General features: G+C 73.2%; 10 protein-coding genes. 2 read left to right on the plus strand and 8 right to left on the minus strand.

Annotation, left to right across the window (positions count from 1 at the left end; all coding sequences use genetic code 11):
* Nucleotides 1–178: 178 nt before the first annotated feature.
* The 5 genes from OG550_RS10820 to pulA all read right to left on the minus strand — a co-directional run bounded on the left by OG550_RS10820 (nt 179) and on the right by pulA (nt 12,839).
* Entirely contained in the window at nt 179–1,930 is a 1,752-nt protein-coding gene (locus OG550_RS10820) for a carbohydrate-binding module family 20 domain-containing protein (RefSeq protein WP_327676484.1), read from the minus strand.
* A 490-nt stretch (nt 1,931–2,420) separates the two neighbouring features.
* Complete coding sequence (locus OG550_RS10825) at nt 2,421–2,759, minus strand: P-II family nitrogen regulator (RefSeq protein ID WP_327676485.1); 339 nt, start codon at nt 2,757–2,759, stop codon at nt 2,421–2,423.
* Entirely contained in the window at nt 2,756–4,204 is a 1,449-nt protein-coding gene (locus OG550_RS10830; RefSeq protein WP_327676486.1) for an ammonium transporter, read from the minus strand. Before OG550_RS10830 ends, OG550_RS10825 begins: the two co-directional genes overlap by 4 nt.
* 249 nt (nt 4,205–4,453) lie before the next feature.
* Nucleotides 4,454–6,790 (minus strand): M4 family metallopeptidase, encoded by a 2,337-nt coding sequence (locus OG550_RS10835; RefSeq protein ID WP_327676487.1) that lies wholly within the window; start codon nt 6,788–6,790, stop codon nt 4,454–4,456.
* Between the two features lie 544 nt (nt 6,791–7,334).
* Nucleotides 7,335–12,839, minus strand: coding sequence for a pullulanase-type alpha-1,6-glucosidase (gene pulA / locus OG550_RS10840; protein WP_442905979.1), 5,505 nt, complete (start codon nt 12,837–12,839; stop codon nt 7,335–7,337).
* A gap of 319 nt (nt 12,840–13,158) precedes the next feature.
* Here pulA and OG550_RS10845 point away from each other — a divergent pair, with 319 nt between their 5' ends.
* Nucleotides 13,159–14,070, plus strand: a complete 912-nt coding sequence (locus OG550_RS10845; RefSeq protein ID WP_327676488.1) for a phosphatase PAP2 family protein — start codon at nt 13,159–13,161, stop codon at nt 14,068–14,070.
* Between the two features lie 150 nt (nt 14,071–14,220).
* Here the strand turns inward: OG550_RS10845 and OG550_RS10850 are convergent, their stop codons facing one another.
* Nucleotides 14,221–17,250 carry a bifunctional [glutamine synthetase] adenylyltransferase/[glutamine synthetase]-adenylyl-L-tyrosine phosphorylase gene (locus OG550_RS10850; RefSeq protein WP_327676489.1) on the minus strand — a complete coding sequence of 1,010 codons (3,030 nt, stop codon included), beginning with the start codon at nt 17,248–17,250 and terminating at the stop codon, nt 14,221–14,223.
* A gap of 366 nt (nt 17,251–17,616) precedes the next feature.
* On the opposite strand from OG550_RS10850, the gene OG550_RS10855 reads away from it, so the two are divergent.
* Complete coding sequence (locus OG550_RS10855) at nt 17,617–18,786, plus strand: acyltransferase family protein (protein WP_327676490.1); 1,170 nt, start codon at nt 17,617–17,619, stop codon at nt 18,784–18,786.
* Here OG550_RS10855 and OG550_RS10860 read toward each other — a convergent pair.
* Entirely contained in the window at nt 18,753–19,964 is a 1,212-nt protein-coding gene (locus tag OG550_RS10860; protein ID WP_327676491.1) for a hypothetical protein, read from the minus strand. The two genes, OG550_RS10855 and OG550_RS10860, sit on opposite strands and share 34 nt — an antisense overlap.
* Nucleotides 19,965–20,130: 166 nt before the next feature.
* Nucleotides 20,131–21,492: a type I glutamate--ammonia ligase gene (glnA, locus tag OG550_RS10865; RefSeq protein WP_327676492.1), complete on the minus strand. Its 1,362-nt coding sequence runs from the start codon at nt 21,490–21,492 to the stop codon at nt 20,131–20,133.
* Nucleotides 21,493–21,609: the final 117 nt, after the last annotated feature.

Genomic DNA, 21,609 nt, shown 5'->3' on the forward strand with positions numbered 1-21,609 from the left:
GACGAGATCCGGCCCACGGACGAGGACGAGGGCGAGGACAGCGGGGTCCCGCCCGCAGGTTCGGGTACCGGGAGGCCACCGGGCCGGGGAACGCCGGTCACGGCCGTCCCCGCCCCGCGGCGGGACCGGCCGCCCCCGGCGGGCGGGCCCTCCGAAGGCGGACGGCCCGCTCCGCGGCTCAGCCGCGCCAGGTGTCGTTCAGGCTCACCCGGCCCGAAGCGGGCACCGTCGCCGTCCGGTTGGCACCGGACTCCCAGGTGACGTTCCCCGCGGCGTCCTTGCGGATGTACTTGTAGGAGAAGGCCGTCCCGGCGGCCAGCGCGACGTCCGCCTTCCACACCGGGTAGGCGGCGGAGGAGAGCGGCACCGCCCGGCCGGTGTCCCAGCCGCCGAGCGCGGCGCTGTCGCCGACCACGTAGACGTTCTGGCCCCACGCGGTGGTCGCGCCGACGGCGAAGGACGCCCCGCCGGTCACCACCGCGCCGCTGCCGGGCGCGCCGACGTACAGCGCGATCGCGTCGCCCGCGCCGACGGTGGCGGTGAACCGGCCGTCCGGACCGACCGTGTAGGACGGGCCGGTGCAGCCGCCGGCCGCCGGGTCGCCGTGCTGGACGTCGCAGTAGCTCCCGGCCGGCAGCGAGGTCCGGAAGGTCTGGGTGACCGCTCCGCTCTCCCGGTTGACCGCGACGAAGCCCTTCGTACCGCGGCCGAAGGCGATCGCGTTGCTGCCGTTGGACCACCAGTCGGTCAGCCCGGTGCCGGCCACGGCGTTGCGGAAGCCGACCATGTTGGCCACCTGCCGCCAGGCGTGGGTGCAGTTCCAGCCGTCCTGGTAGCAGGCGTTGACGGTGCCGCCGTTCGGCGGGCCGTCGTCGTGCCCGGTGAACGCGTAGCCGGAGTGGACGTTGGGCGCGCCGTACGGGTGGGCCAGCATGAAGACGTTGGCCAGGGTGTACGCGGAGCCGTCCTTGTAGGTGAGCGTGGAGCCGTTGCGCTCGGTGTCCCAGTTGTCGACGAAGGTGCGGGCCCGGTCTGCGGGGAGCAGGCCGGAGCCCCAGCCGGACAGGTCGGCGAGCCGGCCGCCCTGGAAGGCGCTCTTCAGCCAGGTGCCGGAGCGGAACTCGTCGACGTCGCCGGTGCCGGTGTACTCCGTGGGCAGGACCGGTTCGCCCGCGCCGTAGATGACCTCCTGCACCCAGTACGCCTGCGGGGCGGCCGTCCGGGCCTTGATCGCGGCGAGGTCGGCGGCGGCGATGTGCTTGGCCGCGTCGATCCGGTAGCCGTCGACGCCGAGCGAGGCGAGGTCGTCGAGGTAGCGGGCGATCGTCTGCTGGACGTAGGCGCTGCCGGTGTTCAGGTCGGAGAGGTTGACCAGCTCGCAGTTCTGCACGTTGGAGCGGTCGTTGTAGTCGGTGATCGCGGTGCGGCAGGAGTGGAAGTCCTGGTCCTGGTACAAGCCGGGGTAGGTGTACTTGCCGTACGCGGTGCCGCCGGTGCCGGTGCCGGAGCCGGCGGACATGTGGTTGATCACCGAGTCGGCGATCACCTTGACGCCGGCCCCGTGGCAGGTGTCGATCATGTTCTTGAAGGCGGTCCGGTCGCCGAGGCGCCCGGCTATCCGGTAGCCGACCGGCTGGTAGGAGGTCCACCACTGGCTGCCCTGGATGTGCTCCTGGGGCGGCGAGACCTCGACGAAGCCGTAGCCCTTGGGGCCGAGGGTGTCGGTGCAGGCCTTGGCGACCGAGTCGAAGCGCCATTCGAAGAGCGTCGCCGTGACGTCCTTGCCGTTGCCGGGCGGGGCGGCCTGCGCGGCGGGGGCGGCGGCGAGGGCCGCGGTGAGGGCCGCGGTGAGCGAGAGCGCGAGGGCCGCCGAGGCGGCGAGTGCGCCGGCCGTCCGGACGGGCCGGCGGGCGGGGGCGGTGGTGACCACGTTGTCTCCTGGGGTGGCTGGGGTGGGGGCAGCCCGGGTACCGCACGTGAAAGCTTGCTGAAACTTTCTGGAAACTTGCAGCGCTGAACCTAGGGTCGCCACCGGAACCCGTCAAGAGCCTGGAAGGAACGTTTCGTCAGCTTCAGAAAGCTCGTGTGCGACTCTTCCCGCTCCCCGGCGTGGAAAGGAACGGCGGCCGGCCGGAGCACCCGAGGACACCGGGACCGGCACGGACGCAGGCGGACGCGCAGCCGAAGGCAACGGCACAGGCAGCAGGCACGACGACGGGGCGCGGCCACCGTCTCGGTCGTCTCGGTCGAGGTGCACGGCCCGGCCTCGCAGGCCGCCGCGCCGACCTGCGGCCTCAGGACGGGCGCGGGGCGCGGGGCTGGGGGTACCGCTGCAGCAGCACCCCGAGGGCGGCACGGCGGCGGGGCCGGCCACCGCCGTGAGGCGGTGGCCGGCCCCGGCCGGCGGCGGCCCGCCGGGCCTACACCGCGTCCGGCCCGCGCTCCCCCGTGCGGACCCGGACGATCGTCTCCACCGGCACCGCCCAGACCTTGCCGTCGCCGATCTTGCCGGTCCGGGCGGCCCGGACGATCTCCTCGATCACCAGGTCGGCGTCCTCGTCCTCCACCACGACCTCGATCCGGACCTTCGGCACCAGGTCGATCCGGTACTCGGCACCGCGGTAGACCTCGGTGTGCCCGTGCTGGCGGCCGTACCCGCTGGCCTCGCTGACGGTCAGTCCGTGCACGCCGACGGCCTGCAGTGCGCTCTTGACGTCGTCCAGCTTGAACGGCTTGACGATCGCGGTGATCAGCTTCATGCGGAGGGCGCCTTGTCGGACGGGTGCGCGAGCACGGTGGCGGCGGTGCGGTCGGGGCCGTGGGTCGCCGAGAACACGGCGGCCCCCTGCCCGAGCACGCCGTGGCCCAGGACGCCGTGATCGTACGCGGTCTCGGCGTGCACGGCGAGGTCCAGGCCGGTGAGTTCGTGCTCCTCGCTGGCGCGGAATCCCATCACCCGCTCGATCACCCGCCCGATCCCGTACGTGACCGCGAAGGAGTAGACGGCGACGGCCAGGATCGCCACCAGCTGTTTGCCCAGTTGGCCGAAGCCGCCGCCGTGCAGGAGCCCGGCCGGGCCGCCGGTCATGGTGGCGGTGGCGAACAGGCCGATCAGCGCGGTGCCGATGACCCCGGCCACGAAGTGCACGCCCACCACGTCCAGCGAGTCGTCGAAGCCGAACCGGAACTTCCAGCTCACCGCGTACGAGCAGACCACGCCGGCCGCCAGCCCGATCAGCAGCGCGCCGGGCAGGTCGACGCTGCCGCAGGACGGCGTGATGGCGACCAGGCCGGCCACCGCGCCGGACGCCGCGCCCAGCGTGGTGGCGTGGCCGTCCCGCCGCTTCTCCACCACCAGCCAGCCGAGCAGCCCGGTGCAGCCGGCCGCCTGGGTGTTGAGCAGTGCGGAGGCGGCCAGGCCGTTGGCGCCCAGCGCCGAGCCGGCGTTGAAGCCGAACCAGCCGAACCAGAGCAGGCCTGCGCCGAGCAGCACCAGCGGCAGGTTGTGCGGGCGCATCGCGTCCTTCCGGAAGCCGAGCCGCGGCCCGAGCAGCAGCGCCAGCGCCAGGCCGCTCGCCCCGCAGTTGACCTCGACGACGGTGCCGCCGGCGAAGTCCAGCGCGCCGAGCTTCGACAGGATCCAGCCACCGGGCGCGAACACCCAGTGCGCGACCGGGACGTAGACCAGCAGGGTCCAGACCGCGGTGAAGGCCACCCAGGAGCCGAATCTGGCCCGGTCCGCGATGGCGCCGCTGATCAGCGCGGCGGTGATGATCGCGAAGGTCAGCTGGAAGGTGGCGAACAGCACGGTGGGGACGCGGCCGGTGACGGAGGACGGGGTGATCCCGGCCATCCCCAGGTGGTCGAGGCCGCCGATCAGGCCCCAGCCGCCGGCGTCCGGGCCGAACGCGAGCGAGTAGCCGGCGAGCAGCCAGACCACGGTGACGACGGCGATCGAGACGAAGCTCATCATGATCATGTTGAGCACGCTCTTGGTGCGGACCATGCCGCCGTAGAACAGGGCCAGACCGGGCGTCATCAGCAGGACGAGGGCGGTGCTGGCGAGCAGCCAGGCGGTGTCGCCGGTGTCGATGCCGGGCGGCGCGGCCGGGCCGTCGGCGGCCGGCAGGTCGGCCAGCCGGAGCACCGGGTGGGCGAGCGGCTGAACGGCCGGGTGAACGGCCGAGAGGGCGGCCAGGAGCATGGGGGAACCTCCGGGGGTCCTGCGGCGGAGCGCGTGCCGGAAGTGTGGCGAGGCCGGATTTCCGGTCGCGGACGACCGCGTTTCGCCCGTGTTTCGTGTTGCCCGCCGGTTGCCCCGGGGTGACCGGCGGGTTTCCGGGAACTCACGGCGCCGCCCGGGCACGCCACAGGGCCCGGCGGCTTGGATCCGCCGGGCCCTGCCCCTGTCTTACCTGGTCCTACCCGGCTCCGCCGGTGCTACCGGCGCAGGTCAGCTGGTGGCGATCGCGGTGTCGTCGATCACGAAGCTGGTCTGCAGCGAGGCGTCCTCGGTGCCGGTGAACTTGAGGGTCACCGACTGGCCCGCGTAGGCCGAGAGGTCGAAGGTGCGCAGCTGGTAGCCGGCCGCGGCGTCCACGTTGGAGTAGGTCTTCAGCGCGGTGCCGTTGACGGTGACGGCCAGCTTGTCGTACTGGGTCGTGCCGGACTCCCCGGTGTCGATGTGCAGGTAGAAGCTGAGCGTGGCCTTGCAGCCGGCCGGGATGGACACCGTCTGGGAGAGGGTGTCGGTGTGGGTGGAGCCGTAGCCGTTCAACCACGCCTTCCAGGTGCCGCCGTGCGGGGCCTGCGAGGCCGACTTGTCGACGACGCCGCTGGAGGCGGTCCACGGCGTCGCGGTGCCGGTCTCGAAGCCCGCGTTGCCGAGCAGCTGCGCCGGGGTGCAGGTGCTGCTGGTGTCGGTGACCGTCCAGGTGAAGCTGGCGGTGCCGGTCTTGTTCGCCGAGTCCTTCGCGGTCACGGTGACGTTGGAGGTGCCGACGGTGGTCGGGGTGCCGGTGACCACGCCGGTGGAGGCGTTGATCGACAGGCCGGCCGGGAGGCCGGTGGCGGAGTAGGTGAGCGGGGCGGTGCCGCCGGTGGCCTTGATGGCCAGGTTGACGGCGGTGCCGACCTTGGTGCTCTGGTTGCCGGGGCTGGTGACGGTGACGCCGCCCGGGTTCGGGGGCACGGTACCGACGTTGACGCCGGCCCAGGCGGTGCCGACCGCGATCCACTCGGGGCTGTTCTCGCCGTACAGGTCCTTGGCGGCCTTGAGCGTCGCGTCACGGGCGGCCGAGTAGTTGGTGGTGGAGGTCATGTACGAGGTCAGCGCCTTGTACCAGACCTGCAGCGCCTTGTCCCGGCCTATGCCGGTGACGGTGACGTTGTTGGCGGTCGGGCTGTTGTAGCTGACGCCGTTGATCACCTTGGCGCCGCTGCCCTCGGCCAGCAGGTAGAAGAAGTGGTTGGCGACGCCGGACGAGTAGTGCACGTCCAGGTTGCCGACGCCCGAGTACCAGGAGTCGGCCGAGCGGCCGTCCTTGGAGGGCTTGTCCATGTAGCGCAGCGGCGTGCCGTTGCCGTTGATGTCGATGAGCTCGCCGACCAGGTAGTCCGGGTTGTCGGCGGCGAGGTTGGCGTAGAACTCGACGGCGTTGCCGAAGATGTCCGAGGTGGCCTCGTTGAGGCCGCCGGACTCGCCGGAGTAGTTGAGGTTGGCGGTGGCGGAGGTGACGCCGTGGCTCATCTCGTGGCCGGCCACGTCGAGCTCGGTCAGCGGGTGGGTGTCGCCGTCGCCGTCGCCGTAGGTCATGCAGAAGCAGTCGTCGTCCCAGAACGCGTTGACGTAGCCGCGGTCGTAGTGGACGCGGCTGAAGGCGCCGACGCCGTCGTTGCGGATGCCGCTGCGGCCGAAGGTGTTCTTGTAGAAGTCCCAGGTGGCGGCGGCGCCGTACTGGGCGTCGACGGCGGCGGACTCCTTGTTGCTCGCCTGCCCGTTGCCCCAGGTGTCGCTCGACTTGCTGAACAGCGTGCCGTTGCCGGTCGTGCCGTTGTTCATGTTGGTCGTGTACTGGCCGCCGCGGGTGCCGTCCTTGAGCTGGTACGTGGACCCGCTCTGGGTGGTGGTCAGCGGCACGTTGCCGACGAAGACGCCCTGGCCGGTGCCGGTCTTGATGGCCTCGTTCTTGCCGAGGACGGCGCCGGTGGCGGCGTCGGTGACGACGCGCAGGCGGCTCGGGGTGCCGTCCGACTCCTTGCCGGTGACGACGGTCTCCCAGGCGAGCTTCGCGGCGCCGTCGGCGGCCCAGACGACCAGGCGCGGGGCGGCGTCGAGGGAGGAGCCGGCCTCGGAGGCGAGCGCGGCCTCCTGGGCCTTCGGGGCGGCGAGCTTCGGGGTGGTGCCGACGCCGGAGAGGACGGCGTCGCTGGCCTTGGTCACGCCCTGGGTGGCGCCGGTGGCGTCCTGGTGGACGATCAGGTCGCCGCCGAGCACCGGGAGGCCGGCGTAGGTGCGCTCGTAGCGCAGGTGGCGGGCGCCGTTGGCGTCCTGGACGACGTCCTTGGTGACCAGCTTCTCCTCGCCGGTCAGGCCGAGGGTCTGGGCGAGGCCGGCGGTCTGCTGGTTCGCGGAGGCGATCAGCTGGGCCCGGCTCGCCTGCTGCGCGGCGACGACCGCCGGCGCGTCAGCGGTGACCGCCTGCGCGATGACCGGGATGCCGGTCACCAGCAGCGCGGTGGTGGCGGCCATGACAACCGCTGCCTTCCGGGCGTGGGCGTAACGGGACATGCGGACTCCTTTTCCGACCGCCGCGGGGTTCGCGGACGGTGGACAGAACCTGGCCGCGGGGTCGCGGCTCAGTGGGGGCCCCCGCCGCCGGTGCGCGGCGCGGGTGCGGTTGCGGAGCTGATCTCTCGGCAGGGGGGATGCGCTGTACCTGACCTGGGACAGCTGCACCGGGGGGTGGGGCCCCCTCGTCTGCAGCCGGAGGAATCGTGGCAGCAAACGAGCCGTGAATGACAGATGCATGCCATGGATTGGCCGATTAGCTACCGACCCGTACATCCGTCAGACCCCCGCCCGTGTTACGGCCGTGGGAACTACCGGAGATCGTTTTCATCGTCGCCGGAAAGGTTCGATCACTCCCCGCGGGCACTGACCAGCGACTCCGGGCCGGAGCCGGGTCCGCGCACCGGACGACAGCGTCCGGCGGACGCGGCACATCACCTTTCCGGCCGTGCCAGGAGCGCTTTTCGGCCAACTCCATTCCCTGAATGGAACCGGGCCCCGCACCCGTGGGAACGGTGCGGGGCCCGGGGCCGACGGTGGCCCGTCAGCTCTGCACGAACACCGCCACCGTCCGGCCCGGAACGGTGAACGTGCCCGTGGCGGCGGCGAATCCGGCCTGCTTCACCACCGGGTCGGCGCCCCCGGCCTGGACCGGGTGGAGCGCCTGGGCCGTCCCCGCCAGCCCGGCGACCGTCTGGACCTGCGCGGTCGGCGTCGCGTTGAACACCACCGTGACGCCCTTCTCCGCACCCGCGAGACCGGCACCGTCCAGGTGCAGGGTGATCACCCCGGGCGTCTCGCCGGACGTCCCCGAGAGCGGGTAGGAGAGCCGCTGCTGGACGGCGGCCAGGGTGGGCAGCGAGAACAGCGGCGAGGACCGCTTGATCCGCAGGAACCCCTGGTACTGCGCGCTCGCCGACCGGATGTCGGCGGCGCCCACGGTCAGCCGCGGGTCGCCCAGCAGGGCCGCGGCGGCCGGCCACATCTCCCGGTTGTCCGCCGCCGGCGGCAGGCCCCGGCCCCAGCCGTTGCCCTGCGCGGCGTCCCAGTGGATGGCGTTGAACCAGTCGCCGGAGTCGTAGGAGTTGGCGTCCAGCGACTTGGAGCGCAGCAGGTCGCTGCCGGCCTGGGCGAAGCCGGAGCCCTGGGTGAGCGCGGTCAGCGAGAGCGCCAGCGCCTGCATCCGGGCCCGGTCCGCGGGCGCGGTGGCCGGCGGCAGCTTGTACGCCAGCGCGTCGAACAGGTCGGCGTTGTCGTGCGCGTCCACGTAGCCGACCGCTTCACCGGGCCGGGCCGCGTACCCGGTCGGGGCGCCGTTGTAGTCGACGTCCCGGCCGGTGACGGACCGTCCGGAGCTGTCGGTGAAGGCGTAGCCCGCCAGGTTGCCGGTCAGCCCGACCTTCAGCTGGTCCATCTGCTGGAGCAGCCGGGCCTTCTGCTGCTCGGGCGTGCCGTTGGCGGGCGAGCCGTTCGGGTCGGTGAACAGGCCCGAGGCGAAGCCCTGCCGGGGGGCCGAGGAGAGCCGGAAGTCGCCGCCCCGGGCCGCGTCGCGCAGCCGGTCGTCGAAGGTGGCGATCCCGGTTCCCGCCATGGCGAGCTGGGTAGCCTGCTCGAACCGGGCGTCGTTCGCGACGACGCCGAAGTTCCAGCCCTCGCCGTAGAGGAGGACGTTCCGCCCGTCGACACCGTCCGACTCCGGGGTCATCCGGCGCAGCGCGGCCTGCACGTCCAGCATGGTGGACTTCGGGTCCAGGCCCATCAGGTCGAAGCGGAAGCCGTCCACCTTGTACTCGCGGGCCCAGGTGGTCACCGAGTCGACCACCAGGCGGTTCATCATGGCGTGCTCGGGCGCGGTGTCGGCGCAGCAGCTGTCGGTGGTCACCTTCCCGTCGGCGTCCAGCCGCTGGTAGTAGCCGGGGACGACCTTGTCCAGCACCGAGTGCTCGGCCTGGCCGGCGGCCGCGGTGTGGTTGTAGACGACGTCGAGGACCACCCGGAGCCCGGCCGCGTGGATCGCCTGCACCATCCGCCGGAACTGCACGGTGCGCGCGGTCCCCTCGGGGTCGGTGGCGTACGAGCCCTCCGGCACGGTGTAGTGCAGCGGGTCGTAGCCCCAGTTGTAGGCGTCCTCGGCGGCGACGGCGGCCACGCACTCCTGCTGCTTCCCGCTGTCGGCGGCCAGGGCGGCGAGGTCGCAGGCGGGCGGTTTCTGCTCGGCCCGGTTCTCCCGGATGGTGGCGATGTCGAAGGTCGGCAGCAGGTGGACGGTGGTGACGCCGGCCCGCGCCAGCTCGCGCAGGTGCTTCATGCCGGCCGACTCGGACTCCGTGAAGGCCAGGTAGGTGCCGCGCTCCGCGGCCGGGACGGTGGTGTCCGCCACCGAGAAGTCCCGGACGTGCAGTTCCTGGATCTGCTCCCGGCCGAGCGGGACGGCCGGCGGGACGGCGTGGTCCTCCCAGCCCGGCGGCTTGAGGCCCGCGGCGGCGAGGTCGGCGACCAGGCTGCGCCCGGAGTCGGTGGAGAGCGCGACCGAGTACGGGTCGGTGACGGTGTTGACCACCACCCGCTGGACCGACGGCGCCCAGACCCTGACCTGGTACAGGTAGTACTTGCCGTCCAGCTCCGCCCTGTCGCGGACGAGCTCCCAGACGCCCGTCTCGTCGTCGAGCTTCAGCGGCAGGGTCCTCGGGGTGCCGCCGGACGGCGTGTCGAAGACCTGGACGGAGACCTCCTGCGCGGTCGGCGCCCAGAGGGACAGCGCGACCTTGCCGTTGTAGTGGGCCGGGCCGAAGTCGACCCGGCCGGTGCGGCGGGCGTAGAGGTCGTCGAGCACGCCGGGGGTCTGCACGCCGGTGGCGGCCAGCACGGCGCCGCTGGGCAGGTGCTCGGTGAAGAGCAGTTGCCCGCGCAGGGCGGCGGGCACCCGGGCGGCGTCGCGCGGGTCGACGGTGAAGGCCCGGTAGCCGGCCAGGTGCGGGTACGCGGCCTTCTGCGCGGCGGTGAGACCGCCCGGGGCGGGCTCCAGCCGGATCCACTGCCCGGCCTTGGTCAGCGTGCCCTTCTCGGCGCGGATGCCGCCGGCCGGGTCGTACACCAGCTGGGCGCTGGTGCCGGCGGCGAGCGCGGCGTCACCGGCGCCGTAGTCCGCCGGGACCGCCACCGTCCTCGCGTCGATCCACTGCGCCTTGGCCGAGCCGGGGTCCAGCTGGGAGGAGGCGGCGGCGGTCTGCGGCAGCAGGTGGCCCTCGCGGCCGCCGAGGATCCAGACCTCGCGGCCGACGGCGGCGAGGTCGAGGGACTGGTCGTTCGGCAGGTCCTTGTCGTTGCCCCGGTGCAGGATGTAGCCGAGGCTGGTCGCGCCGGGGGCGAGCGGCACCTCGAAGACGGCGCCGAAGGAGTCGCGGCGCACCGGCATCAGCGGGTCGCCCCAGTCGGTGGGGGTGGCGGCGCCGGTCCAGTCGTGCAGGCCCCAGCCGTCGTAGTCCCCGTCGGCCCGGTTGTAGTGGATCACCGCGGTGCCGGGCGGCTGGGTGTTCGCCGGTCCGGGGTTCGCGGTCAGGACGGCGGGGTCGCCCTCCTTGAGCCAGACCTCGCCGGTCGCGCCGATGTCGAGGTGGCGGTCGGCGTCGACGTCCTTGACCCCGTCCTTCTCCACGATGAAGCCGACGTCGGAGGCGCCGGGCTTCAGCTTCACGTAGGCGAAGGCGCCGTAGGCGTCCCGGCCGGTGAATCCGTGGCCGGCCGGCCACGGGGTGGCCTCGCCGTCGGCGAGGTCGCCCCAGGCGTAGAGGTTCCAGCCGTCGTAGTCGCCGTTCTTGCGCTGGTAGTGGACGACGGCGTACGGGCGGGCGGCGGCGCTGGGCACCGGCACGGGCGCGGGGGTCCCGGTGGTGAAGCCGCCGGTGGCGGAGCTCAGCCGGCCGGCCGTGTCCTGGACGACGGCCTTGTAGCGGACGGGCGTGCCGGGGGCGACGCCGGCGAGGTCCTGGGTGACGGCGTAGCGGCCGGTGTCCGAGGTGCCGAGCACCTGCCAGGGCCGGTCGCCGACCTGGGCGGCGAAGGTGACCCGGCCGAAGCCGCCGCCGGGCACGTCCGCGCCGACGGTGACGGTGCCGGTGGAGCCGTCGGCGGGGGCGCACAGGGTGACGGCGGGCGCGGCGGCGGCCGGGGCGGGCTTCCCGGCGGCCTTGAGGACGACCGAGGAGAGCGCCGGCACGGTGACGGTGACCCTGCGGTCGGCGCCGCTGGTGGTCCGCTCGCCCGCGGCCGGGTAGATCCGGTCGAAGCCCTGGCCGGCCGAGAAGGTGTCCAGGGTGACGGTCTTCGGCTCGGCGGCGTTGTTGACCGCGACCAGGTACTCGACCTGCTGTCCGGCGTCGATCCGGGAGAAGGCGTAGACGCCCGGGCCGTCGGCGGCGTAGCGCTCGATCTGGGCGCCGTCGGCGAGGGCGGGGTGGTCGCGGCGCAGCTTCGCCAGGCCGGCGATGCCCCGGTACAGCTCGCCGTCCCGCCCGTACCGGTCGGCGGGGCCGGTGGCGCCGCCGAGCACCCGGTCGGTGTTGTAGGAGGCGGTCTGCGAGGCGAAGACGTCCTGGCGGGCGTCCTTGTCGCCGCCCGCGCCGGTGAAGCCCTGCTCGTCGCCGTAGTAGACGACGGGCTGGCCGCGGGTGAGGAACATCAGCTCGTTGCCGAGCCGGTCCTTGCGCAGCAGGGTCGCCTCGTCGGCGCCCGGGTTGTCGGCGAGCAGGAAGGAGCCGAACCGGCCCATGTCGTGGTTGCCGAGGAAGGTCGGCAGCTCGTAGGCGTCGGTGTCGGCGGTGGTGTAGCGGTGGTCCTGGCCGTAGACGTCGGCGAGGCCGCGCGCCGAGCCGCCCTGCGAGGCGTAGGAGCGGGCGGCGTTCTGGAAGGGGAAGTCGAGGGTGGCCTGGAGCCGGCCCTTGGTGACGTACGGCGCGGTGACCGCCGGGTCGCCGGAGTAGACCTCGCCGAACATGAAGAACCTCTTGTTCCCCTGCTTGGCGGCGAACTCCTTGAGCGAGGGCGCCCACTGCTGCCAGAAGGCCATGTTGACGTGCTTGACGGTGTCGATCCGGAAGCCGTCCACGCCGGCTTCCCGGACCCACTGCTGGTAGACCTTCTCGAAGCCCTTGACCACCCTGGGGTTCTGGGTGTCGAGGTCGTCGAGGCCGGAGAAGTCGCCCTCGGTGGCGGACTCGCCGGCGAAGGTGGAGTCGCCCCGGTTGTGGTAGAGCGCGGGGTCGTTGAGCCAGGACGGGGTCTTGGCGGCGGCGTCGGCCGGCTTGCGGAAGACCGGGCTGTAGGGGAAGGAGTCCCGGCCCAGCTTCGGCCAGGCGGCGTTCGCGTCGGCGAGCGCGGTCTCGTCGACCGGGTTGCCGTCGGCGTCCAGCACCGGGTACGCGCCGGTGCTGCGGTAGCCGTACTGCTTCTGCCGGTAGTCGATGACGTCGGCGGTGTGGTTGGTGATGACGTCGAAGAAGACCTTGATGCCCCGCTGGTGCGCCCTCGCTATCAGCTCCTTGAGCTGCTCGTTGGTGCCGAAGTGGGGGTCGACCTGGGTGAAGTCGGTGATCCAGTAGCCGTGGTAGCCGGCGCTCGCGCCGTCGCCGGTGCCCTGGACGGGCTTGTTCCGGAAGATCGGCGCCATCCAGATCGCGGTGGTGCCGAGGTCCTGGATGTAGTCGAGCCGCTGGATCAGGCCGGCCAGGTCGCCGCCGTGGTAGAAGCCCTTGTCGGCCGGGTCGAGGCCGTGGTCGAGCCGGGTGCCGGTGATGCCCCCGGTGTCGTTGCCGCGGTCGCCGTTGGCGAACCGGTCCGGCAGGACGAAGTAGAACTGCTCGCGGGTGAGGTCGTGGCGCCCGGCGGTGGCGGCGAGCGCGGCGTCCGAGGGCGGTCCGGGCGGGGCGGCGGCGAGCGCGGCCGGGCCGGCGGTGCCGAGGGTGGCGGCGGTCAGCGAGGCGGCGAGCAGCACCGCCGTCCGGCCGGGTCTGCGGGGGGTGCTCCGCCTGCGGCGGGGCGGGACTTCGGCCACTGAGGGCTCCCTTGCGAGGGAAGGGGTGAGCGAGTTGCCAGGACGCTAGCGGCCTGCAATATGTTTCAGCAAGATGCAGAAAGGGTTTCGGGCGGGGACAATACGCCCGCCGCACCCCCGGCCGACCCCCGAATGAGCCGGTCGCCCCGCCCGGCGTGACAATGGGACGTATGCCCGTCCCACCGGTTCGCACCAGACTCGTCCCCGCCCCCTACCCCGGTGGGAGAAACCCCCTAGCCCTGAAGGGGGACATCCGGTGAAGAATCCACTTCCGGAGGATGAGCAGACGGCTACGGGACGTCTGGCAGACTTCTCGTCCATGGGGGAACCGACCGAGATCCAGCAGAACGGTGGCCGCATGCCCGACGGAGCCACCCGCGCGGCCCAGACCCGTACCGCCGCGCTGCGCAGCCGCGTCCGCGAGCAGCGCCGCTCCCCGGCCCGGCCGCGGATCTGGTTCGAGCTGGCACTGATCGGCCTCAGCTACTGGATCTACTCGCTGGTCCGCAACGCCGTCCCGGAGCAGGAGGCGATAGCGCAGAAGCACGCCACCTGGATCTGGGACTTCGAGCAGAGCCTCGGCGTCGCGGTCGAGCGTTCGGTGAACCACGCGGTGGACGGCGTCGGCTGGCTCATCACGGGGATGAACTACTACTACGCGACCCTGCACTTCGTCGTGACCATCGGTGTCCTGGTCTGGCTCTACCGCCGGCAGCCGGGCCGCTACGTGGCGGCGCGCACGGTGCTGTTCATCACCACCGGCATCGCCCTGGTCGGCTTCTACTTCTTCCCACTCGCCCCGCCCCGGCTGATGACCGACGGCGGCTTCATCGACACCTTGAAGACCCACGGCACCTGGGGCTCGATGGCCTCGGGACCGGCCACGCACGTCTCCAACCAGTTCGCGGCGATGCCCTCGATGCACATCGGGTGGTCGCTCTGGTGCGGGCTGACCATCTTCTTCCTCGCCCGTGCCACCTGGGTCCGGGTGCTCGGCCTGCTCTACCCGGCGGCCACCCTGGTGGTGATCGTGGCCACCGCCAACCACTTCTGGATGGACGCGGTCGGCGGCATCGCCTGCCTGGCGGTCGGCTTCACCGCGTCCCGGCTGATCTACCACGCCTGGCCCTACCGGCTGCCCCGGGTGCCCGCCCGGGAGACCTCCGAGGACAAGCCGGTCACGGTGCCCGAGCAGTGGAGCGAGCCCTCGGTGAGCGCCGGACGGCGCTGACCCCGTACGTGCCGAAGGGCCCCGCGATCTCGTTCGCGGGGCCCTTCGGCGTACGCCGGGGGCCGAGGGCTCGCCCGGGGGATTCCGGGCCCGCCCGGGGCCGGAGGCCGGACCGGGGCCGGGAGCTCGCCCGGCCCGGGGCCCGGGGGCTCACCCGTAGAACAGCCGCTCCACCACCGCCCTGGCCCGCCGCGTGGTCCGCCGGTAGTCGTCCACCAGCTCCCCGCTGTGCCCGGCGCCGTACCCCAGGTAGCGGGCCACTCCGGCCAGCTCCCGGGCGTCCGCGGGGAACGAGTCCCCCGGTCGCCCGCGGACCAGCATCACCGCCGACCGCACCCGGGAGGCCAGCACCCAGGCGGCGTCCAGCACCTCCGCGTCCCCTTCGTCGACCAGCCCCGCCGCCACCGCCGCAGCCAGCGCCGCCCTGGTCCGGGTGGTGCGCAGCCCCGGCAGCTCGTGCCCGTGCCGGAGCTGGAGCAGCTGCACGGTCCACTCGACGTCGGCCAGCCCGCCCCGGCCGATCTTGGTGTGGGTGGTCGGGTCGGCGCCGCGCGGCAGCCGCTCCGCCTCGATCCGGGCCTTGATCCGGCGGATCTCCACCAGGTCCCGCTCCGGCACCCCGGCGCCGGGGTAGCGCAGCGGGTCGACCAACTGCCGGAACCGCTCCCCCAGCGCCGCGTCCCCGGCCACCGGATCGGCCCGCAGCAGCGCCTGGCTCTCCCAGGCGTGCGACCAGCGCCGGTAGTACGCCGCGTACGAGGCGAGGCTGCGCACCAGCGGGCCGTTGCGCCCCTCCGGCCGCAGGTCCGCGTCGACCTCCAGCGGCGGCTCGGTGGACGGCGCGGCCAGCAGCGAGCGCAGCTCGTGGCAGACCGCCTGGGCGGCCCGGGCCGCGTCCTGCTCCAGCGACCCGAGCAGCGGCTCGTGGACGAAGAGCACGTCCGCGTCGGAGCCGTAGCCGAGCTCGCGCCCGCCGAACCGGCCCATCGCGATCACCGCGATCCTGGTCGGCAGCGCCCCGTTCCGGGCCTCCCAGCCGGCCACGCAGGCGCGCAGCGCACCCTGCAGGGTGGCGGCGTTCAGCGCGGTGAGCGCCTCCCCGGCGGCGTCCAGCGCCTCGGCCGGGTCGTCGCCGAGGCGCCCGAGCACGTCCGCGGCGGCGGTGCGGAACAGCTCCCGGCGGCGCACCGAGCGGACCGCGGCCACCGCGGCGGCGGTGGAGTCGGCCCGGCCCACGGCGGCCAGCACCTCCTGCTCCAGCGCGGTCCGGCCGCGCGGCACCAGCCCCTGCGGGTCGCCGAGCATGGCGACCGCCTCGGGGGCGCGCAGCAGCAGGTCGGGGGCGAGCCGCCCGGCCGACAGGACCCTGGCCAGCTGCTCGGCGGCGGCGCTCTCGTCGCGCAGCAGCCGCAGGTACCAGGGGGTGCGGCCGAGCGCGTCGGAGACCTGCCGGAAGTTGAGCAGTCCGGCGTCCGGGTCGGCGGAGTCGGCGAACCAGCCGAGCAGCACCGGCAGCAGGGTCCGCTGGATGGCCGCCTTGCGGCTGACCCCGGAGGCGAGCGCCGAGAGGTGCCGCAGGGCGGCGGCCGGGTCCGCGTACCCGAGCGCCTCCAGCCGGGCCCGGGCCGCGTCCGCGGTGAGTCCGGCCGCGCCGGGCGGCAGTTCGGCGACGGCGTCCAGCAGCGGACGGTAGAACAGCTTCTCGTGCAGCCGCCGCACCTCGACGGCGTGCCGCTTCCAGTCCCGCTGGAGGGCCGCGACCGGATCGGCCCGGGTGTCGCCGTTGATCAGCGGGGCGAGCGAGCGGGCCAGCCGGCGCAGGTCCTCCTCGCCGGTGGGCATCAGGTGGGTGCGGCGCAGCCGGTGCAGCTGGATCCGGTGCTCCAGCGAGCGCAGGAACCGGTAGGCGGCGTCCAGCGAGGAGGCGTCCGCCCGGCCCACGTACCCGCCCCGGGAGAGCGCGGCCAGCGCCTCCAGGGTGTTGCCGCTGCGCAGCGCCGGGTCGGTGCGGCCGTGCACCAGCTGGAGCAGCTGGACGGAGAACTCGACGTCGCGCAGTCCGCCCGGGCCGAGCTTGAGCTGGCGGTCCAGCTCGGGGGCGGGGATCGACTCGATCACCCGGCGGCGCATCTGCTGGACGTCGGTGACGAAGTTCTCCCGGGCGGCGGCCTGCCAGACCATCGGGGCCAGTGCCGCCGTGTACGCCTCGCCGAGGTCGGCGTCCCCGGCCACCGGGCGGGCCTTCAGCAGCGCCTGGAACTCCCAGGTCTTGGCCCAGCGCTGGTAGTACGCGAGGTGGCTGGCCAGGGTGCGGACCAGCGGGCCGTTGCGGCCCTCGGGGCGCAGGTTGGCGTCGACCGGCCAGATGGTGCCCTCACCGGTGGTGTCGGCGCAGAGCCGGGTGAGTGCGGCGGCGAGCCTGGTGGCGGCCTTGACCGCCTCGTGCTCGTCGACGCCCTCGCGCGGCTCAGCGACGTAGATGACGTCCACGTCGGAGACGTAGTTGAGTTCGCGCCCGCCGCACTTGCCCATGCCGATGACGGCGAGCCGGCAGGCCGCGTCGGCGTCCGGGTCCTGCTCGGCGGCGATGTCGAGGGCGGTCTGCAGGGTCGCGCCGGCCAGGTCGGCGAGCTCGGCGGCGGTCTGGGCGAGGTCGGTGGTGCCGGTGAGGTCGCGGGCGGCGATGGCCAGCAGGCAGCGACGGTAGGCGATCCGCAGCGCGTCGGCCCGGCCGCGGGCGCCCGCGTCCTGCTCCCAGACGCCCTGGCGGAGCGCGCGGAGGAAGTCCTCCGGCCCGGGGTGCATGTCGCGCAGCTCGAAGGTGACCAGGACGTGCCAGTCGTGCGGGTGCCGGGCCAGGTGGTCGGCGAGCGCGGTGGACGCGCCGAGCACCCCGAGCAGCCGGTCGCGCAGCGGCTTGCTGGTGGTCAGGGTGTCGCGCAGGGTGTGCCGGTCGGACTCCTCGGCGGCCTCCAGCAGCCGGGCCAGCCCGAGCAGGGCGAGGTCCGGGTCGGCGGTGGCGCCGAGCGCGTCCAGCAGCACCGGGTCCCCGGCCAGCCCCTCCAGGGCGGGGTCGGCGAGCAGCCGCACCGCCCGTGCGGGGTCGGTGAACCCGCGTCTGACCAGCCTGATCTCCGGTCGGCTGACCCGGCTCCCGGCCCGCTGTTCCTCCACCGCCATCGCCCCTCCGGCTTCCGGCCCGCTTCCGGTCCGCCCGGCCAGGGGCGGGCCCGCCCCAGCAGCGTACGCGGCCGCGCCGCCACCGGCGCGCGACGGCACGGCGCGGGCCGCACCGCACGGGCCGCACCGCACGGGCGGCGGCGTGCTCCCCGGGCGGGCCGCGGCCACGGTTGCACGCCGAGGTGGACGACGCCTTCGCCAAGGGCACGGTGCGGTTCGACCAGGGCATCGGCCTCCTGCACCGACCCCGCTCCGGACGCGTGTCCCCGACCGGCCCCGGCTCGTTGGAACCGGGGCCGGTCCGTTCCCGCCCGCCCCTCCCCCGTCCCCCTCCCTCTCCCCCGTCTCCCGTCCCCCGGAGCCCCGATGCCCACCCGCCTGCCCTCCCTCACCGGGCTCCGGTTCTGGGCCGCGCTGCTGGTCGTCGTCTACCACCTGGCCCGCAAGGTCGGCGAGCTGCCGGTGCTGGGCCCGCTGGGCTGGTACGGCCGGAGCGGGGTGACCTTCTTCTTCGTCCTCTCCGGCTTCGTCCTCGCCTGGACGTACGACGGGGTGCCGACCACCCTCCGGCGCTTCGCCCGCCGCCGCTTCGCCCGGATCTGGCCGCTGCACGCGCTCACCACCGCGCTCTCGCTCGCCGCGGGGACCGCCCTGGGCGCGGCCCTCCCCCTCGCGGCGGTGCTCTGGTCGCTGCCGCTGCTGCACACCTGGGCCCCGGGCACGGTCTTCGGCGGCAACCCGGCCGCCTGGTCGCTGGGCGCCGAGGCCTGGTTCTACCTGCTCTTCCCCTTCCTGCTGCGGGCGCTGGCCGGACGCCGCAGGCTCTGGGCACCGCTCGCGGTGCTCTGCGCGACGGCCGGCCCGGCGCTCTGGCTGGCCGGACCGCTGCTGCCGGCCGACCCGGCGGTCCGCGGCTGGCTGCTCGACTACCTGCCGCTCACCCGCACCCCGCAGTTCGTCCTCGGCGTGGTCGCCGGACTGGCCGTCCGGCACGCGCCGCTCCCCCGCCTCCGGCTCGCTCCGGCCGCCGCGGCGGTGGCCGGCTGGCACCTGCTGCTGGTGCCGTGGCACGCGGCCGCGCCGGACTCCGTCTGGTGGGGGCCGTACAGCGCCGCGCAGCTCTTCCCGGCCCCGCTGTTCGCCGCCCTGCTGGTGGCCGCCGCGCAGCGGGACCTGGGTCCGTCCGGCGGGCCGCGGCTGCTGGCCGGGCGGACGGCGGTCCGGCTCGGCGAGTGGTCGTACGCCTGGTACCTGGTGCACGAGATCGGCATCCGCTGCTGGCTCGCCGCCGCCGGCCGGCCCGCCCCCGGGGCGGTGGCGGCGACGGCCGCCGTCTGGCTGCTGCTGGCCGGCGCCTCGCTGCTCGCCGCGGCCGCGCTGTACCACGGGGTGGAGCGCCCCTGCGAGCGCCTGCTGCGCGGCGCGGCGCGCCACGGCGGAACGCCGCTGCCGCACCACCCGGTGCGGGTGGTGCGGCAGCGGAGCTCGCCGGTGACGCGGGATCAGCCCTCCAGCGAGCCGTCCAGGTTCACGTAGGCGTAGAAGACGCCCAGGTCGTAGCCGTCCTTGTCGGTGTCGAACTTGATGGAGATGTCGGTGTCCCCGTTGCGCAGGTAGGGCGAGATGTCCCAGCGGTTGGAGTCGTAGCCGAAGTTGTTGCGGTTGTACGGGTTCCGCGCGAACTGGTCGGCCGGGGTCAGCTCCTCGATGGTGGAGTTGAACGAGTCGTCGACCGGGTGGTTCACGTCCTGGAAGGGCGTCAGCGGGCCGTTGGTGGACTTCATGGCGAGGGTGTCGCCGGTCCACTTCAGGTCGCCGTCGTAGACCACGAAGCCGAGCTTGCCCGCGACCGGCCCGGTGGCCGGGGTCTGCAGCCCGGTGAGGTCGAACTCGCGCGGCGGGCTGTCCGGCAGCTCGACCTGGAAGCCGTCCCACAGGTGGATGTGGCGCAGCGGCTTGCACGGGTTCTCGTACGCGACCACGATCGTCCAGCCGCCCCAGCTGTGCGGCTTGACCACGGAGTCCATGTTGGCCGCGGTGTAGGTGCCGTTGCCGTGCTGCTTGACCAGGTCGGTGATGTCGGCGGAGGCCTGGTAGCTGCTCTCCTCGGTGGTGGTGATGTAGCCGATGGAGGGCTGGTCGTTGGCGATGTTGGTGTACTGGCTGTCGCCCGGGAGCTTCAGGTAGATCTCGTCGATCCGGCTCTCCGGCAGCACCGTGTCGCCGATGCCCCGGGTGCCGCCCCAGTACAGCCGGGCGTACTTGATCTGGGAGCCCTCCAGCAGGCCGAGGTCGGCGGAGCTGGCCGAGTAGATCGGGTCGCCCAGCGGGCCGACCGAACCGGGGTCGATGTTGATGTACTTCATCTGGTAGTTGTTGTTGATCGGCCGGCTGCCCGCCCCGGTGCGGGCCTGCTCGCACGGCGGCTGGGCGGGGTCGACCGGGGGCTGGCTCTCGTCACAGGTCATCAGCGAGTTGCTGATCCGGGTGACCGACCCGTGGAAGTCTCCCTGGAACCGGGTGGTGAAGGGCAGCGGGTTCGAGGAGATGGTGTCGGCGCGCAGCTCCGGCCCCTTCGGGCCCGACCCGCGGGCGTCGGCGACCGGGCCGGACAGCAGCTGTCCCGCGACGGCGGCGACGGCCACCCCCGCGATCCCGATCCGACGGGCGAACAGGCGGGAGGCGGCGGCGCGGCTGACGATGGAGGAGGGCATGAGGTCCTCTTCAGGTGGGAGGGGTTGATCACGCTTATCGGATCACAACCCACCGTCACACTCTCATCACATTCCGCCATCAGGGTCCGCCGCAACCCGAACGGCGGGCCCGCCGTCGTCCATTCGAACGACAGCGGGCCCGGAGATACTTGACTCGGCGTCAGACTCAGAGCACCTGGAGGTTCTTCCGCAGCTCGAAGGGGGTGACCTCGGAGCGGTACTCCTCCCACTCCTGGCGCTTGTTGCGGAGGAAGAAGTCGAACACGTGCTCGCCCAGGGTCTCGGCGACGAGTTCGCTGCGCTGCATCAGGTCGATGGCCTCGCCGAGGTTCTGCGGCATCGGCTGGATGCCGAGGGCGCGGCGCTCGGCGTCGGTGAGCGCCCAGACGTCGTCGTCGGCGCCGGGCGGGAGCTCGTAGCCCTCCTCGATGCCCTTGAGGCCTGCGGCCAGGGTGACCGCGTACGCGAGGTACGGGTTGCAGCCGGTGTCCAGCGAGCGCACCTCGACCCGGGTGGAGCCCTGCTTGCCGGGCTTGTACATCGGGACGCGGATCAGCGCGGAGCGGTTGTTGTGACCCCAGCAGATGTAGGAGGGGGCCTCGCCGCCGGCGCCGGCGGTGCGCTGCGAGCCGCCCCAGATCCGCTTGTAGGAGTTCACCCACTGGTTGGTGACGGCGGCCGTCTCGGCGGCGTGCTTCAGCAGGCCGGCGATGAAGGAGCGGCCGACCTTGGAGAGCTGGTACTCCGCACCGGACTCGTGGAAGGCGTTGCGGTCGCCCTCGAACAGCGAGAGGTGGGTGTGCATGCCCGAGCCCGGGTGGTCGGAGAAGGGCTTCGGCATGAAGCTGGCGTGCACGCCCTGCTCCAGCGCGACCTCCTTCATCACCAGCCGGAAGGTCATGATGTTGTCGGCGGTGGAGAGCGCGTCGGCGTACCGCAGGTCGATCTCCTGCTGGCCGGGCGCGCCCTCGTGGTGCGAGAACTCCACCGAGATGCCCATCGACTCCAGCATGGTGATCGCCTGGCGGCGGAAGTCGTGGCCCACCCCGCGCGGGGTGTGGTCGAAGTAGCCGGACTGGTCGGCGGGGATCGGCGCGGTGCCGTCGCCGGGGAGGTTCTTCAGCAGGAAGAACTCGATCTCGGGGTGGGTGTAGAAGGTGAAGCCCTGGGCGGAGGCCTTCTCCAGGGTCCGCTTCAGGACGAACCGCGGGTCGGCGAAGGACGGCGAGCCGTCGGGCATCAGGATGTCGCAGAACATCCGGGCCGTACCGGGCGTCTCCGAGCGCCACGGCAGGATCTGGAAGGTGGTCGGGTCCGGCTTGGCGATCATGTCCGACTCGTAGACCCGGGCGAACCCCTCGATCGCCGAGCCGTCGAAGCCGATGCCCTCCTCGAACGCCTGCTCCAGTTCGGCCGGGGCCACCGCCACCGACTTCAGGAACCCCAGCACGTCGGTGAACCACAGCCGGACGAACCGGATGTCACGCTCTTCGAGCGTCCGAAGCACGAACTCCTGCTGCTTGCCCATGGGGACAGTCTCACCTCTGCTCTTTACGTTCGTGTTACGCCCGGAAACCACCCCGACAGCGACTGCCCCCATCATGGCGGATCACCACGGCGGAGGGCAGTGGCCACCCCGGCCGCG

The organism is Kitasatospora sp. NBC_00458 (assembly GCF_036013975.1).
Lineage (GTDB): Bacteria > Actinomycetota > Actinomycetes > Streptomycetales > Streptomycetaceae > Kitasatospora.

What these genes read in the sequence shown, in the direction of transcription:
- OG550_RS10825 (WP_327676485.1), bottom strand. Translation starts at nt 2,759, where the DNA reads ATGAAGCTGATCACCGCGATCGTCAAGCCGTTCAAGCTGGACGACGTC.
- OG550_RS10830 (WP_327676486.1), bottom strand. Translation starts at nt 4,204, where the DNA reads ATGCTCCTGGCCGCCCTCTCGGCCGTTCACCCGGCCGTTCAGCCGCTC.
- OG550_RS10835 (WP_327676487.1), bottom strand. Translation starts at nt 6,790, where the DNA reads ATGTCCCGTTACGCCCACGCCCGGAAGGCAGCGGTTGTCATGGCCGCC.
- OG550_RS10845 (WP_327676488.1), top strand. Translation starts at nt 13,159, where the DNA reads ATGGGGGAACCGACCGAGATCCAGCAGAACGGTGGCCGCATGCCCGAC.
- OG550_RS10850 (WP_327676489.1), bottom strand. Translation starts at nt 17,250, where the DNA reads ATGGCGGTGGAGGAACAGCGGGCCGGGAGCCGGGTCAGCCGACCGGAG.
- OG550_RS10855 (WP_327676490.1), top strand. Translation starts at nt 17,617, where the DNA reads ATGCCCACCCGCCTGCCCTCCCTCACCGGGCTCCGGTTCTGGGCCGCG.
- OG550_RS10860 (WP_327676491.1), bottom strand. Translation starts at nt 19,964, where the DNA reads ATGCCCTCCTCCATCGTCAGCCGCGCCGCCGCCTCCCGCCTGTTCGCC.
- glnA (WP_327676492.1), bottom strand. Translation starts at nt 21,492, where the DNA reads ATGGGCAAGCAGCAGGAGTTCGTGCTTCGGACGCTCGAAGAGCGTGAC.